We start from the raw sequence: 13,663 nt of genomic DNA, 5'->3' as shown, positions 1-13,663 counted from the left end.
ACGTAGCCGTGAAGGACAGTTGCGACCCTTGCACCATCAGGAACTTCGGCAAGCGTCGCGTGTTGAATTGTTCTCGAAGGAGAACACCATGCCCAAGGAAACAGAACGCGCCTCGGTAGGCCCCGAAGCCGATGCCAAGGGCCAAACGGAAAAGAAGCACAAAGGTGGGTCGAACGACGGCATCTCAAGCGCAGATCCCAGGGTCATTTCGGAGAAAAAGGACGGCGACGCTACCTTCCCGCTAAAACAGGACAAGCCGAAAGGCCGGTAAGGCCAGGACGGCGACCGCCGCTTTAGCGCGGCGCCTATCGTCCAGCGACGGCTAAGGGTGGCCCGGTGACCTCCTTATCGAACCGGGCGGCAATCGCTTTGATTTGCGTGAGGTCGCGTGGAATCTCCAATCCCAGTTCGGCAACCGCGGGGAAAAGCTTTCGAGGCCACCCGGGGACAGAATGGCGATCCATCGGCACGCCTGCATGTGGCGCGGCTTGAGGCGCAGCCGACACTGGCATCACCCACCAGCCCCGACCGGGAAATTGGAGTCGGGCCGAGTTCAATACCGATGGTAATGCCTAGTTCGCTGATATTGGGCAGGATCGTTCGGCACAGATCGAACGATGACCGGATTGCAGCCGCCGCCAATACCGCAGAACGCACCGTGCCACGCTCATCCGTGTTGCGCCCGTCGCCCTCGGCGATCAGCGCGTGGAGGCAATCACCGATATACCGTACTTTACGCCATCGAAGTCGTTCCGAGCGACGCAGTTCATTTCACCGCGCAGGACGTGCAGGTTTGCGACAGGACGCGCAGTCGAACCTGCGATAAAGGCCGCTCGCGGCAGCAGCCTGCAGCTGAATGTCGAAAGACCTACTAATTCTCTTTGATCACCCTCGCTGCTCGCACGAGCGATGACCAGTCAGCGCCCATGGCTGCGACAAGGTCTCGAGCATCCTCGTCGGATATTCCGGTATGGTCTACCAGCTTCCGTGCCAGCAATTCGAATGCTAATTCTATAATCGTCATAGCTCAGCCCCTTACGAGAGTACTCGCGACGATAGCTTGCAAATGGGTCGTCCGCATTCGCACATGTTAAGCGACCGTCATGAACGTCTCATGTACCGCAGAATGTCTGCAGGACGCGCTCGTCCGATCGTGGCGGGTCAGCATAATGTTCCATTTCCGGCTGCTCATCGAAGGGACGGCTGACGACCCCCAGTATCTCCTCGAAAGGTGTGAAGTCCCCGCCCAATACCACCTGGATCATCTCCTCAATGCGATGGTTGCGGGGAATGAATTTGGGATTGACGGCATGCATAGCGGCCCGCCGCGTGGCTGTGTCGGCTGCCTCGCTTGCGACGCGCTCGCGCCACCGCGCCGACCAGGCATCGAATGCGTCGGGATCCTGAAACAACGGCCGCGCCGTGCCTTGACCTTCCGCTGCGTCGAGGTCGTCGCCCAGCCGCCGGAAGCCGAGCGTGAAGTCGGCTTCGCCGCGAGCCAGCACATCCAGAAAATCAGCCGCGAGCTGCAGGTCGCCTTCCGCCTCGGTCAGCAATCCGAGTTTCCTGCGAAAACCGCGCTGCAACACAGCCTCATAGGAAGACTGAAACGACCTCAGCACATCCTCGGCTTCGGCCACGGCATCATTCTCATCCATGCTCATGAGCGGCAGGAGCGTCTCGGCAAAGCGCGTAAGGTTCCATGTGGCGACACGAGGCTGGTTGGCATAGGCATAGCGTCCGGCGCGGTCGATCGAACTGAACACCGCGCTGGGGTCATAGGCGTCCATGAAGGCGCATGGGCCATAGTCGATGGTCTCGCCCGAGATCGCCGTGTTGTCGGTGTTCATGACGCCATGGATGAAGCCGACCAGCATCCAGCGCGCCACCAGACCGGCCTGTGCGGTGACAACGGCCTCCAGTAAGGCGCGGTACGGGCGTGCTTGCCCCGCCAACTGCGGGAAGTGACGGTCGATGGCATAGTCGGCGAGGATCTTGAGCCCGTCGACGTCGTGGCGCGCGGCGAAATATTGGAAGGTGCCGATCCGGATATGGCTTGCCGCAACTCGGGTCAGGACGGCGCCGGGCAGCCGGACCTCGCGATAGACCGGGTCGCCGGTGAGCACCGCCGCCAGGCTTCGCGTCGTCGGAATGCCCAGGGCGGCCATCGCTTCGCTGACGACATATTCGCGCAGTACAGGACCGAGGGCAGCGCGGCCGTCGCCGTTGCGCGAGAACCGCGTCGGTCCCGATCCCTTCAGCTGGATGTCGCGGCGAGTGCCGTTGACGTCCACCACTTCGCCAAGCAGCAGCGCGCGTCCGTCGCCGAGCTGAGGCACGAAATTTCCGAACTGGTGGCCCGCATAGGCCAAGGCGATTGCTTGCAAGCCTTCCGGAAATCTGTTGCCGGCAAGCATCTCCACTCCCTCCCGGCTGGTAAGCTGATCGGCGTCAAGCCTGAGTTCCTCGGCGAGTGGCTGGTTGAACCGGATCAGCCGGGGTTCGGACACCGGCTTCGGATCTGTTGGCGCAAAGAAGCGCTCCGGCAATTGCGCATAGCTGTTGCGCAGGGCGGGGAGCTGCATCTGAATGGATCGGGATTGTTCAGCGGTTGCAGGTGACGTCATGACAAGCTGGCTCTGAAGCGGAGGGCTGGACGGCTCCCGTTCGAAGAGCCTCCCTCCATATAGGGACCCAACGTCGCTGGTGCCATCTGGATCCATCAGGTCGGCACCGGACAAACCTGGGAACCACCCGCGTCCATCAAGGTTCGGGCGGGCTAACGTAGGACGACAGGCAAGGTGTCGCTTGGCGTCTCGCCGAATGTGAATGATGAAACGCAGTTCGCTCATGGCCGCAGTCGAGGACGACGAGACCCCCCTGCCGTCGCGGAATCCAAAGCTTAGCGCCCGGATCGCCATTGTCACCGAATGAGCACCCCGCAATCTACTCAGCGCGCGCGGGCTATGCAGGGGAGGACCACGTCTGCGGCGGCGATGCTTCGCTTGGGGCTGAGAGTTCCGCTGGAGGAAACGACGGTGAACCAGGCTCGATCCGTTGCTCGGCGATCAGGGCGCCGCGCTCATAGGTTAGGTAGCGCCAGAGCCACTGGATCGAGACCTGAACGCGGTGCTGAAAACCGACGAGCAGGTAGACATGGATGAGTGCCAGGCAGGCCAGGCGAACCAGCCGATCAGTTCAGCCTGCCAGGGGCAAAGGCGATGGTCGAGGATGCAAAGACAGCACCGTCGACCGCGCCGGCAGACGCGGCGATCGGCGCGGGCATTGGCGGCGGTGGCATCGCCGGCACGCTGACAGACCTTCAGAACCAGCTCTCGCCGCTGTCCTACGCAAGCGAGTGGATCACGAAGGTCGTTGTCGTTCTCGCCATCGGAAGCGCGGTCCTGGTCTTCGGCGCCGCCGCCTATCGCTGGTACACGAACCGCAAGGCGAAGCGTCTGGCTGAAGCGCTCGGCACGGTGCCGGCGTGACCGGGCTCATCACCATCGTTGCCGGCCTGGTGGGCGTGCCGCGCCCGCTGCCGGGCATCATCGCATGGGCGACCATCGCCGTGGCCGTCTCGGGAGCCGTCTGGGGCGGCTACGAGATCATCAAGCATTGGGGTGCGCAGGAAGTGCGCGACCAGATCGAGAAGGAGAACGCGGATGCGATACGCAAGGGCATTGAGGCCAGCCGTCTTTTGACGACTGCACTGCTGCTGGCGGGCTGTGGGACTTCCGGCGTCAACAGTGTTCCAGCCCTGCGGGCGGCGATCGGTAGCAGCCTCGCCGGCGCCAAGGGCAAGACAGTCGAGGATCAGTACAAGATCGACGGCACCATGGCGCCAGGCTGCGCCGTCAAGCTCTACACCGCGGCTGAATGCGACAGGCACACCAAGGCGAGCGTGGAACGCCGCGCCGAACTGAAATAGCGCATCGTGGGCAGGGGCATGCCGACATCGGAAACGAAAAGCTTGGAAATGATGATCGGCGGCCTGCTGCAAGCCACTCTGGACATGCAGCGCGTCCTCACCGAGATCAGACGCGACATCAAGGACAGCGATGCTCGAGCAGCCCTGAGCTACGAGCAGTCGGAACAGCGCGCCGCGTCCAGCCGGGCGAAAATGTATCAGAAGACCGACGAGCTGGTGGAGCGCGTCACCGCCACCGAGACCGCGGTCAGCAAGCTCAATGCCGACATGACCAGCGTCACGGAAGTCACAGCTCAGGTGACGCGCTGGAAGCTGATGGGGCTTGGTGCCTCGGGCGTGACAGGCATGGCCGCCGCGGCGCTGGCGTCGCTGGTCACCGCCTACTGGGCCGATATCTGGCGCGTGTTGCGGGGAGGGTGATCGCCGGCCGGCATGAATGTCGAGAGCCTTTCCGAATGCAAAAAACGACGCCCGGCGGGGGACCGGACGTCGTTTGTTGCGGGCCGTTTCCTTGGGAGGAAAGGCAGGTCCGCCGCATTTGTTGCCGCCGAACCTCGGCGGAAGAAAGGAGCCGGACGCGGTAGCCGCCTGAGCCCGGGTCGTCCGAGTGATGCCCCCATCTCCCGTCCGAACCACACCGCGTCCTACTCTCTGCATAGCAGGTGCAAGCGTACTAGAAATGTTACCCTGCGTTACATGTCACAGTTACTTGATGACGAGGTCGCCTACTGCTCGGACATCTGGCGCGTGCTGCGGGGTGGCTAGGCATGCACCCAAGCTAGGTTATCTCGTAATAGAAATCGCAGATCAGATCGGCGACTTTCACTGCCTCGAAGTCAGTCATGTGCGCCGCGTTCTCTACAGCAACGGTTTCCAAATCATCCTGATCGATGGCCAGAAGGTCCAGCAATTTTGCAAATTTGATTTTGAGTTCGCGGTCGCCGTTGAATTCGTCGATCGTCACATTCAGAATGTTTCCATTCGCCTCGATCAGCCTCGCCTGAATGCTATGTTCGGAAGCCGCTAGCGCTCGGATCGCGGCGAAGAAGTGTTCACGAGCATTGGTATATTTGTCGTCCACTTTGGCACCTCTGTGAGTAAAAAGCGCGCCCTGGACGCGGGGGCGCGAGCCGCGACTTAGGCTTTCCCGAAGGCCGGAGTCAACAAGTTCAGGGCTGCTGGTAGAATGCGCGAATGTCACCAAGACACGAAGCGTAGTCTAGACGATCTGCGCAGAAAACCGCCGCCGAGAGGTAACGCGCTTTTTCTGAATCAGCGGAACCTGCTAATTGATGGCTGGTTTCCATGGCGGCAGCGCCTCCGCGCGCTGCTGGTCGAGCAACCTCGGCCGGGCTCGCATCGTCCCCAAGCGTGCGGGCCCAATTCTGACGGAACATCATGTAATGCTAATAGTTATGGCTTTGGCCGGGACCGCCCTCCCGGCACGTCCTCGTTGGGGGACACGCCCGCGTTCCCCTACACTTTGTGTTCGGTGGGGTTATTTTGGCGGCAAAGATTCGGGGTTGGGCATCGACGTCCGGCTGAAATGGATAATCATCAACGCCCGAGAAACCATGTCTTATATCGTGACGCTTGTGCGGCCGTTCCGCCGCAATGCGACCGCACGTGGCCAGCCATAGGGATTATAGGCCTTCAAGGGAGACCTCGCATGAACTTTCATAAAGCCTTTGCCGCCGTGCTGATGACCGCAGCACTCGCGGGCTGCGCGCAGACCGAAGGCCAGCAAAGGGCCGGAACCGGCGCGCTGATCGGGGGCGCTGGCGGCGCCCTCGTCGGTCAGGCCATCGGCGGCAACACCGAAAGCACGCTCATCGGCGCTGCCGGCGGCGCCCTGCTCGGCGCCGTCGTCGGCTCGGCCACTACGCCGCAACGGCGCGGCGAACAGATGTGCCGCTACCAAGACCGCCGCGGCCGCATCTACACGGCACCGTGCGACGACAGGTACTACAACGGCGATTATTGAGCAGAGGGTAGTCTGCTCATCCACCGTCCTAAGGGGGAAACGGGAACGAAAACCACTGTGGGGCAATAGCCTTGGTCGTACATTTTTTCTGATCGCGCCGCCGGAGGTGGCGCTACTTGTCATCTTTGCCATAGCATAGGGATACCAGCAAGGACGGCGGGGTCCTGGAGGTCGTTTTGACTGAGAGCCTTGCCGGCACCCTGAAGAATCGTGGCAAACGGGCAGCAAGCTAGTGCAGTTCTTTTGCTCAAACTGTCTGTGCGTAAGATATCCCAAGGCTCGGAGGTCCGACCCGGCTTGCGCGATCGAGTATTTCGGCATGTGGATCGACCGTGCCAAGACTGTATTGCCGGCTCTTGGTGCGGCCACTAGGCGACTCATGTGCGCCACAACTCGCAAAATGCTGGGTCCGAGCGTCTCTCCCTCGTGAGGCGCGTGTCAGATTGGTTGTTGCGGCGGTAGGATTGCCGCCGCAGAGAGTTTTAACGCTCACTTTCTATAAGTTCGTCTGCACCGCCAATCTTCGGCCCTGTCATCCAAGGCGGCGCCACGGGAACGTCTTCGATCACACCCACCCTGCGTGCCCACATCGCAAACGTCTTGTGCGCGGCCTCGACAGACTTGCGACCATCGTACGCCGAGTAGCATGTATCACACGCCGCGCAGTGGAGAATGCCGCGCCTTTGGACCGGCCATTCTTCGAGAAATTCTATGGCTTTCTATGACGCAACCGATCTTTTTGAGGACGACACTGTCATCTCGTACGAAAATCGGCTGTTTGAACGTAGCGCTTTCCATCGTGACCTCCCTTCAAGTCCTGAAGCGACGCTTGTGCCTCTTCGGGTGACGCAGGATGATTCTCGGCAAAAGTGTGCCGGTCTGCGTGACGTCTTCTCGACACAGAGAGGATATTGGAAATGCCATTTTTCAGTTCAAGAGAGAAGTGGCCGGCCGAGCGCAGTAGCCTCTTGGCAATCATATCGACGTGGCACCTCATCCCGCTGCCAGCGCGTCCGTTCAGTCTGCGAGGGCTTCGGGCCACCAACCTGCATGTCGGCGATCTTGCCGCTATGGGAATTCGCGTCAAGATGTACTGTAAGAGCATCGGCCCCGCGACGTTGAACTGTGTTTCCTGTTACTCATGTCCAGGGCGGCCACTCCACACGAGCGCGGGACATGAGTCGCCAAACCGGAACGGCATTGGCATCGATTGTGGTCTCGCGAAAAAGGAGAGGGCCCGGCTGGCCGGCAGCCGGGCTCTGCGCCGCGTGCCAATGCATGCGCCCGCCCCGCTGCCGCGAGCGCAAGCACGAAGGGGTTCGGGATGGTCCGTTGGGCGTCGAAGACGATCAGTGGGTCCATTTTTGCCTCCAATCATGCGGCTATCCGGGAGTGCACCGGGCTGGTCCGAGTCTGGAATCCCCCGTTTCGAGCACTCAAGGCCAGCAAAGCGAGTTCGACCTCGTCCAATCGCGTCGGGCGTGTATTTTCCGGCATGCCTTCGGCGGTGGCCAGGTCGATCAGGTACTCGTTCCAGGCCGAGTTCTTGAGCACAGCGCGTTTCTCGTCGGGCGAAAGCACCGGATCGTCCACTACCTCCATCGCAGACGTGTAGAATGCCTCGGGCGCGGAAAGCACCGTCTGTATGTGCGCTGCCTGTACACCCGCGCCATAACCATGGCTTGCCTGAAGCCAAGCCAATTGCAGCCGCTGCCAAACCACGTCGGAAAGGGCCTGTTTCTCTGATACATCCTGGCTCCTGACCGTAGCCTGGGAAGCAGGAGGTGCCGCCTGCACGACAAAGTTGAGGCCTTGACGCTCGGCATAACGGATCGCCGCTTCCAGCGTCGGAAAATCCAGTTGAACCTGGGTCAGGGTGTCCCGGCCGCCCGTATAGCCCATCAGCGGCTCGACGAACGGGGCTGTGCGAGGTTCGAAGACCAATCGCCAGTCCTTCCGGGGCTTTGCCGAGGTCATGGCCGAGCGGCATGGCTGGTAGATCCGCGCCGTTGCGCCGTCCGGAAACAGTGACCGCCCCATTGACAAAGCCGGCTCGTCGAGACGAGGCCGATTGTCATTGTCCGGTCTGACGGAGGTCCTTATTGGGTTTCTGATGGCGCTGCTTTGAACTGTCTCCATTGTCTCTCCCTTCCTATCATGAAGGGTGGTACGAGCAGCGGCCGTGGTGGCCGCTGCTCGTACCGCCGTGCGTCAGTTCCTGCCGTTGATTGCGATCCGCTTGGCCTTCGCCTGCGCCCGCTCGGTCTTGGGCAACGTCACGGTCAGCACGCCGTTCTTGTAGGCGGCGTTAACCTTGTCTTCCTCGACCTCGTAGCCGAGCGGAATGAGGCGCTCGAAGCGACCGTAGAAGCGCTCGGAGAACTGCCGGTCCTTGTCCTCGGTCTCGGAACGCTTCTCGCCTTTAAGCTTGAGCGCCCCATCTTCCAGCAGGACTTCTATGTCGTTCTCCTCCAGGCCAGGAATCTCCGCAGTCACACAGACTTCCTTGTCCGTGTCGGAGATTTCGACACTCGGCCAACTGGCCCCGAAGGAGGAACCAAAGGCCGGCAGTCTGGCGCCAAAGCTGCGGAAGGCGTCATCGAACAGCCGGTTTACCTCCCGGTGGAGGGAGACGAAGGGGTCTCGATCTCCATCAGGGAAGAGACTGGGGGCCGAGTTTCCGTTGCCCCGGCCCCATGGGATCAAGTCACGTACGCTCATTGTCTTTCTCCTTTCGTAGGTCTCTGAGCCGGGCGGGACGCCCGGCTCAAGCGGAAGCCTTCATGGTTAATTGCTCAGGCGGCCAGCTTGTCGGCCTCAACCTGGGAGCCTCCATCTGCGGCATGGGAGCCCCGCTGGAGATTTCGATCTTGCGCGGTTTCATCTCCTCGGGAACCTCGCGCTTGAGATCGATGCTCAGCAGCCCGTTCTCAAGGCTGGCTCGCGCCGCCTTCACGTGGTCGGCCAATTCGAACCGCCGCTCGAAAGCGCGCCCGTTAATGCCGCGGTAGAGATATTGGCCGTTCTCATCGCCAGATTGCGACCCGCTCACAACCAGCATGTTGGGCTGGTGAGTGATGGTCAGCTGGTCCTGCGAGAAACCGGCGACCGCCATCGTGATGCGATACTCATCATCATCAACCTTTGGCGATATCGTAGGGCGGCCAGTTGTCGAACGAGGCCACACTGCTCGCACTTTCAAGCATGTCGACCAAACGGTCGAAGCCGATGCTGGACCGGTATAGGGGGGTAAAATCGAGGTTTGTCTTCATAGCCACATCCTCCTTTGAGCAATATGGATCACAGAAGGGACCAAGAGCCTTGCCGCCTCCTGGTCTTGCCGGCCCCATTGGGCAGCCGGCGACCATCAATTTAGAATCGCGAGTTGCACCTTCAAGAGCAAGAATAGGAAAGTTTTCAGCGGCAATCTGGGCGAAAGCACCACATGCCACCCCTCCCGCCGGCGGGTCACTCGCCGACGGGTCCATGGTGCAAGAACAATTACGTCGCGCTTAAATCCGATCGACGAGTGGTACGAACGCGGCCACCTCCGCGCTGTCACTGCCGTCACGACCGGCAAGCTCATCCTTTTGATCCAATTGTCGCAACGCATCCCTAATCGCGTCGAAGCTGACCGGTTCACCCGCCCCCGGCAGCATGCGAAGCGCTGGCACGGATCCTACAGCGCAGGCATCCGACGCCCATGACGAAAGGATCGCCCGCTTCTCCTGAACGTCCAGGGCAACGTCGACCAAAACGTCCTGGGGAATGTTTGAAATGCCGAGCCGGATGCAGCAAGCGGTCCAGAAAAACATCAGGAGCCACGGGTTCAATCGAGGCAAAATGGGTCGAAATGGCTGCTTCCATTGCTGGTCCTCCGCTTCAGACAATCTCCTGCGTGTTTGAGTTCGGCGGCTCTCGCGATTCCCGCCAGACGAAATTTTGGAACGTCTCAAGCAACTTTCAATGGCTCGGGCACGGGTCACGTTCCCGTCGTCAACGCCTTAGAACCATTTTATCGGGCCGGTGAAACAATCAGCGAGAATATCAGTTCTGAGGTCGGGCGAAATCGAAGGGCCGAATCCCGGCAGGAGAACCAGTCATGTCTTACGTCTCTAGGAACTTGTGGATTGGCTTGATCACAGGAGCCCTGATGCTCTCGACTGGCAGCCTTGCTCCGGCCACCGCACAGGAAATTCCGAACGACTTCAGCGCAATCGTGCGTCAGAAGCTGCCAGCGGTTGTCGCAATCACGACCAGGCAGATCATCCAGGATCAAACGACGCTCTACGACTTTCTCAATCCCTTCGACGGAGGAGGGCGTATCCAGCCCCAGGTGCGGGAAGCACTCGGCTCCGGCTTTGTGATCAGTCCCGAAGGCTACATCGTCACCAATAACCATGTCGTCGCCGACGCAACTGAGATTCATGTCGTGTTCTCCGACAAGGAGACGGCGCCAGCGCGGGTGATGGGCCGCGATCCCGCAACTGACATCGCGGTATTGAAAGTCGATCCTTGGCCCAACATGACCGCGACAGCCTGGGGGGATTCGGACGCAATGCAACCAGGGGCCTGGACCATCGCCATCGGCAGTCCCTTCGGCCTCGGGGGCACCGTCACTGTCGGCGTCCTTTCTGCCCGCTCTCGCGATATCCAGGCAGGTCCTTACGACGATTTCCTGCAGACAGACGCCTCGATCAACAGAGGTAACTCGGGAGGTCCTTTGTTTAACGCGCGCGGCGAAGTCATTGGAGTCAACACGGCAATCGTGTCGCCGTCAGGCGGCAGCATAGGCATCGGGTTCGCGGTGCCCTCGCGCACAGCTCGGACTATCGTCGACCAACTGATCAGCACTGGCCGCATCGAGCGCGGCTTCCTCGGCGTGCGTCTTCAGGAGATCACGCCCTCCATCGCCGAGGCGCTCGGAATGCCGGGTGCCAAGGGAGCGCTGGTTGCCTCGGTCGAGGCTGGCAGCCCGGCGCAGAAAGCGGGAATCCAGTCCGGCGACGTGATCACCCGGTTCAACGGCAAGGACATCCTAGGCGTCCATGACCTGACGCTGGCGGCAGCAAGCCAAAAGCCGGGGTCGAAAGTGACCGTAACAACGAACCGGGGCGGCACAAACCAGGAATTGTCGCTGACTGTCGATCAACGCAGGGACCAGGAGGATCAGACCGGTGCCATTCCAAACCTTGGGACTGAGGACCAGCGCCTTGGTCTAGCGCTGAGCGCCATTCCGGACGAAGCGCGCCAGCAACTCGGCCTGCAAGCCGGCACCACGGGCGTGTTCGTCCAGGATGTCGCTCCGAACAGTCTTGCAGCCGAAAGCGGCATTCGGCCAGGCGACGTTATCGTGTCGGCCAACAACCGAAACATGACCCAGCCGTCCGACGTTGGCGAGGAATGGGCGAAATCCCGTCAGCAGAAAAAGCCAATGCTGTTCCGTATCGACCGGCAGGGACAATCGCTTTTCGTTGCTGTGGCAAACTCCTGACTGACAGGCCAGACGGCGTCGCCATCTGTGCTGCTGGGCAGGCCCACTACCGGAGTTGTAAAACTGATGAGCAGCATGTTTGAGGTTGCGGTCCGTTTCAACATGCGGCTGCCGAAACTGTTCTGCGGCTTTGCACGCGCGTTCTGCGACTCACCGGTCGGCGAGGCCAAAGTCGACCTGACGTTTCGGCCCTCGGGGGACCACATAGGTGGACAACAACAACGCTGCGATCCGCTCCTGAGTGCGTGCCCTTTTCTCGATGCATGGAACTCCGACCCACAGGTTTAGGCTGGCGATCTCTCGTGTGCATTCGTCGCTTGCGCTGAGTAGCAGGCATCAGAGGCCCCACGCGTCTCAGCCGGCCACTCGAAGCATCGCGAAGAACGCCTGGATGGCTCGGTTGCGCACATCCGTGCTCACCGCAAAGCGCAGCCGAGCGCGCCTGTTCTGCCGCTTTGCTCGCTCTTCCAGGCGCCTGTGACGGCGCAACTCCGCCTGGTATTCCGCCTGCTTACGCGCCCCATCGTGTACTTCAGCCCGCGATTGAGCGTGTCCTTCGTCAGGCGATGCACAAGGCAATATTCCGTCCGCCACCCAATTGGACTGCCGCGTCTTGTTCTCGAAATGACTCAAATTCACCGGAGATCCTCTATGCAACGAAAGGAGCCAACAAGTCGCGTTATTGCACTACTCAATCTGGTGCAGAGACCGCACGCTTACGAACAACCGGAAGATAGCCACCCGCAGTCGGGGCGAGCGGCTTCGGGACGCCGACGCTCCATGCGCGCCGGAACAAATGCCGAATTGCAGAGTCCGAGCCATGCAGCGGACCACCCCCGCGCTGCAAGATCGCCAACCCGATCGCCCGCGCCGGCCCCCTCCCACGGCTCGGGCTTTGTCCGGGGCTCGCGCAATGCCGTTTGTGGAGACAGGAATTCGCATTCCGGCAGGTCAGCAAATCCGATGAGACGGGAACAACGCGGCACTGTGATGGTTCGGTGCCTCAGAGGTGACAGAGAACGATGGGCAAAAAGCCCAAACAGCACTCAGAATCCACGGCGGATCGCGAAAAGGCGATCGAGGCACTCTACTTCGCGCGCAAGTGCGGCCTCACGAGGGACGAGGCACTCAAGATGCTCGGGGAAGCCCCGATCGGGATCGATGATGAAGCCGAAGAGCGCCGGTAGCCGGAGCTATCACCGATCGTGCGTAGCAGCCGGCCGCGGCATGATCTTCTTCACCTCCGATACGCATTTCAACGATCCGCGCATTCTGCGAATTGACTAGCGCCCCTTGGCCAGTCGCCGCCGACGCGTAGTCCGGCAGAACCAGGGCGAGCGAAGGGCCTTCAGCTTTGCGGGATTCGAGCCGTCGAAAGGCCGTTCGGATCTGCCTGGGCCTAGAACAACGCAACAACTCAAGCGGGGCCGCTCAAAAAGGAAAACAGCCCATCCATAGCTAAATCCAGGGGTTTTCACATGTGGATCGGCATCACTGCTGGCCAAGTTCCGAGGGTGAGGTGAGGGACAAAAGGGCCGACCCTACGTAGGTGTTCGGCCCAACTTTCAATCGCCGTGAATGTTCCGGACCGGCAGGGGCATCGCTCTGAACGGGCAGGCCAAAACGACCTGGGGGTCTTCCCGGAACAATGCGTTGACGATTCGGTTCGGCAGGTAGACCCGCGAAATTCCAGTCGCCAGAAACGTCTAGGCGGATGACAGACGAAAGGGAATCTGAAATGTCAAAGTCCCCCGACCGCGCCGTTCCCGCCCAAGACAAGACCGAAGCCGGCATCTCCGCAACAGGATCCGGTAGAGGGGGTCGCGCGAGACAATCGATCAGGAACTCGGGCGGACAGACGACGACAACAATGCTGATGAAGCAGAACGCTCCCGCCGAACCTAAGAAAAAGAGGTCGCGAAAGAGACCGAGTTGCCCGAACGCGGCTCTCCCTCAGGATTGCAGGAACTTGGCCGGCAAGAGACACGCAAGGCTCGATGCCGATGGCGCATCCCGCTGTTTCTCGCCATGGCCCCTGACGATCTTGTCTCGCCGTCACTCGGGCTCGCAGACCTGCGTTGTGCCGACATGTGACCATTTTGGCTTCTGATTTTCTGCCATTTCAACCACATTGTCAGGTTCAAATCCAGAAATGGTGCCCCAGCTTCTCCAACTTGCAATCCAGCAGACGATGGGCGCGCAATGCTCTGCAAATCGTTCTCCGTGAATTCTCCAATACGCGCAGCTTCCGCAT

The 13,663-nt window shown here is 60.7% G+C and carries 13 protein-coding genes and 1 pseudogene; 7 read left to right on the top strand and 7 right to left on the bottom strand.

All coding sequences use genetic code 11. The features are described 5' to 3' along the window. Window positions 1–28: 28 nt before the first annotated feature. Complete coding sequence (locus FJ964_RS23345) at window positions 29–271, top strand: hypothetical protein (RefSeq protein WP_210243383.1); 243 nt, start codon at window positions 29–31, stop codon at window positions 269–271. 841 nt (window positions 272–1,112) lie between these two features. Here the strand turns inward: FJ964_RS23345 and FJ964_RS23340 are convergent. Continuing rightward, on the bottom strand, window positions 1,113–2,585 hold the full coding sequence (locus tag FJ964_RS23340) for a protein adenylyltransferase SelO (RefSeq protein ID WP_140552636.1): 1,473 nt from the start codon (window positions 2,583–2,585) through the stop codon (window positions 1,113–1,115). A 636-nt stretch (window positions 2,586–3,221) separates the two neighbouring features. On the opposite strand from FJ964_RS23340, the gene FJ964_RS23330 reads away from it, so the two are divergent. The 3 genes from FJ964_RS23330 to FJ964_RS23320 are packed head-to-tail and all read left to right on the top strand — an operon-like array spanning window position 3,222 to window position 4,351. Beyond that, entirely contained in the window at window positions 3,222–3,491 is a 270-nt protein-coding gene (locus FJ964_RS23330; protein WP_224713370.1) for a hypothetical protein, read from the top strand. After that, window positions 3,488–3,931: a hypothetical protein gene (locus FJ964_RS31465; protein WP_224660543.1), complete on the top strand. Its 444-nt coding sequence runs from the start codon at window positions 3,488–3,490 to the stop codon at window positions 3,929–3,931. Before FJ964_RS23330 ends, FJ964_RS31465 begins: the two co-directional genes overlap by 4 nt. A 48-nt stretch (window positions 3,932–3,979) precedes the next feature. Continuing rightward, a complete protein-coding gene (locus FJ964_RS23320) occupies window positions 3,980–4,351 on the top strand; it encodes a DUF1515 family protein (RefSeq protein ID WP_224629018.1) in 372 nt (123 codons plus the stop codon). Window positions 4,352–4,709: 358 nt separating this feature from the next. Here the strand turns inward: FJ964_RS23320 and FJ964_RS23315 are convergent, their stop codons facing one another. Further along, window positions 4,710–5,012, bottom strand: a complete 303-nt coding sequence (locus tag FJ964_RS23315) for a hypothetical protein (protein ID WP_140552571.1) — start codon at window positions 5,010–5,012, stop codon at window positions 4,710–4,712. A gap of 588 nt (window positions 5,013–5,600) precedes the next feature. Here FJ964_RS23315 and FJ964_RS23310 point away from each other — a divergent pair. After that, complete coding sequence (locus FJ964_RS23310) at window positions 5,601–5,915, top strand: YMGG-like glycine zipper-containing protein (protein ID WP_140552570.1); 315 nt, start codon at window positions 5,601–5,603, stop codon at window positions 5,913–5,915. Window positions 5,916–6,397: 482 nt separating this feature from the next. Here the strand turns inward: FJ964_RS23310 and FJ964_RS31460 are convergent, their stop codons facing one another. The 5 genes and pseudogenes from FJ964_RS31460 to FJ964_RS23280 all read right to left on the bottom strand — a co-directional run bounded on the left by FJ964_RS31460 (window position 6,398) and on the right by FJ964_RS23280 (window position 9,805). Then, complete coding sequence (locus FJ964_RS31460) at window positions 6,398–6,589, bottom strand: DUF982 domain-containing protein (protein WP_246676216.1); 192 nt, start codon at window positions 6,587–6,589, stop codon at window positions 6,398–6,400. A 700-nt stretch (window positions 6,590–7,289) separates the two neighbouring features. Next, on the bottom strand, window positions 7,290–8,054 hold the full coding sequence (locus tag FJ964_RS23295) for an NADH dehydrogenase ubiquinone Fe-S protein 4 (protein ID WP_140552569.1): 765 nt from the start codon (window positions 8,052–8,054) through the stop codon (window positions 7,290–7,292). Window positions 8,055–8,126: 72 nt separating this feature from the next. Further along, a complete protein-coding gene (locus FJ964_RS23290) occupies window positions 8,127–8,636 on the bottom strand; it encodes an Hsp20/alpha crystallin family protein (RefSeq protein WP_140552568.1) in 510 nt (169 codons plus the stop codon). 74 nt (window positions 8,637–8,710) lie between these two features. Beyond that, window positions 8,711–9,187: pseudogene (locus tag FJ964_RS23285) on the bottom strand (Hsp20 family protein). 240 nt (window positions 9,188–9,427) lie between these two features. Next, window positions 9,428–9,805, bottom strand: coding sequence for a hypothetical protein (locus FJ964_RS23280; RefSeq protein ID WP_318012738.1), 378 nt, complete (start codon window positions 9,803–9,805; stop codon window positions 9,428–9,430). Between the two features lie 263 nt (window positions 9,806–10,068). Between FJ964_RS23280 and FJ964_RS23275 the strand changes: the two genes are divergently transcribed. Further along, complete coding sequence (locus FJ964_RS23275) at window positions 10,069–11,409, top strand: Do family serine endopeptidase (RefSeq protein WP_224660033.1); 1,341 nt, start codon at window positions 10,069–10,071, stop codon at window positions 11,407–11,409. A gap of 1,022 nt (window positions 11,410–12,431) precedes the next feature. Continuing rightward, the gene (locus FJ964_RS31080; protein ID WP_181172591.1) at window positions 12,432–12,596 is read left to right on the top strand and encodes a hypothetical protein; all 165 of its coding nucleotides are present in this window, start codon (window positions 12,432–12,434) and stop codon (window positions 12,594–12,596) included. Window positions 12,597–13,663 lie beyond the last annotated feature (1,067 nt).

Source organism: Mesorhizobium sp. B2-3-2, from assembly GCF_006442295.1.
GTDB lineage: Bacteria > Pseudomonadota > Alphaproteobacteria > Rhizobiales > Rhizobiaceae > Mesorhizobium.
Note: the sequence above shows the minus strand (reverse complement) of the source record. Positions and strands in the feature narration are given on the sequence as shown.

What these genes read in the sequence shown, in the direction of transcription:
- FJ964_RS23340 (WP_140552636.1), bottom strand. Translation starts at nt 2,585, where the DNA reads ATGCAGCTCCCCGCCCTGCGCAACAGCTATGCGCAATTGCCGGAGCGC.
- FJ964_RS23330 (WP_224713370.1), top strand. Translation starts at nt 3,222, where the DNA reads ATGGTCGAGGATGCAAAGACAGCACCGTCGACCGCGCCGGCAGACGCG.
- FJ964_RS23320 (WP_224629018.1), top strand. Translation starts at nt 3,980, where the DNA reads ATGATGATCGGCGGCCTGCTGCAAGCCACTCTGGACATGCAGCGCGTC.
- FJ964_RS23310 (WP_140552570.1), top strand. Translation starts at nt 5,601, where the DNA reads ATGAACTTTCATAAAGCCTTTGCCGCCGTGCTGATGACCGCAGCACTC.
- FJ964_RS23295 (WP_140552569.1), bottom strand. Translation starts at nt 8,054, where the DNA reads ATGGAGACAGTTCAAAGCAGCGCCATCAGAAACCCAATAAGGACCTCC.
- FJ964_RS23290 (WP_140552568.1), bottom strand. Translation starts at nt 8,636, where the DNA reads ATGAGCGTACGTGACTTGATCCCATGGGGCCGGGGCAACGGAAACTCG.
- FJ964_RS23275 (WP_224660033.1), top strand. Translation starts at nt 10,069, where the DNA reads ATGCTCTCGACTGGCAGCCTTGCTCCGGCCACCGCACAGGAAATTCCG.
- FJ964_RS31080 (WP_181172591.1), top strand. Translation starts at nt 12,432, where the DNA reads ATGGGCAAAAAGCCCAAACAGCACTCAGAATCCACGGCGGATCGCGAA.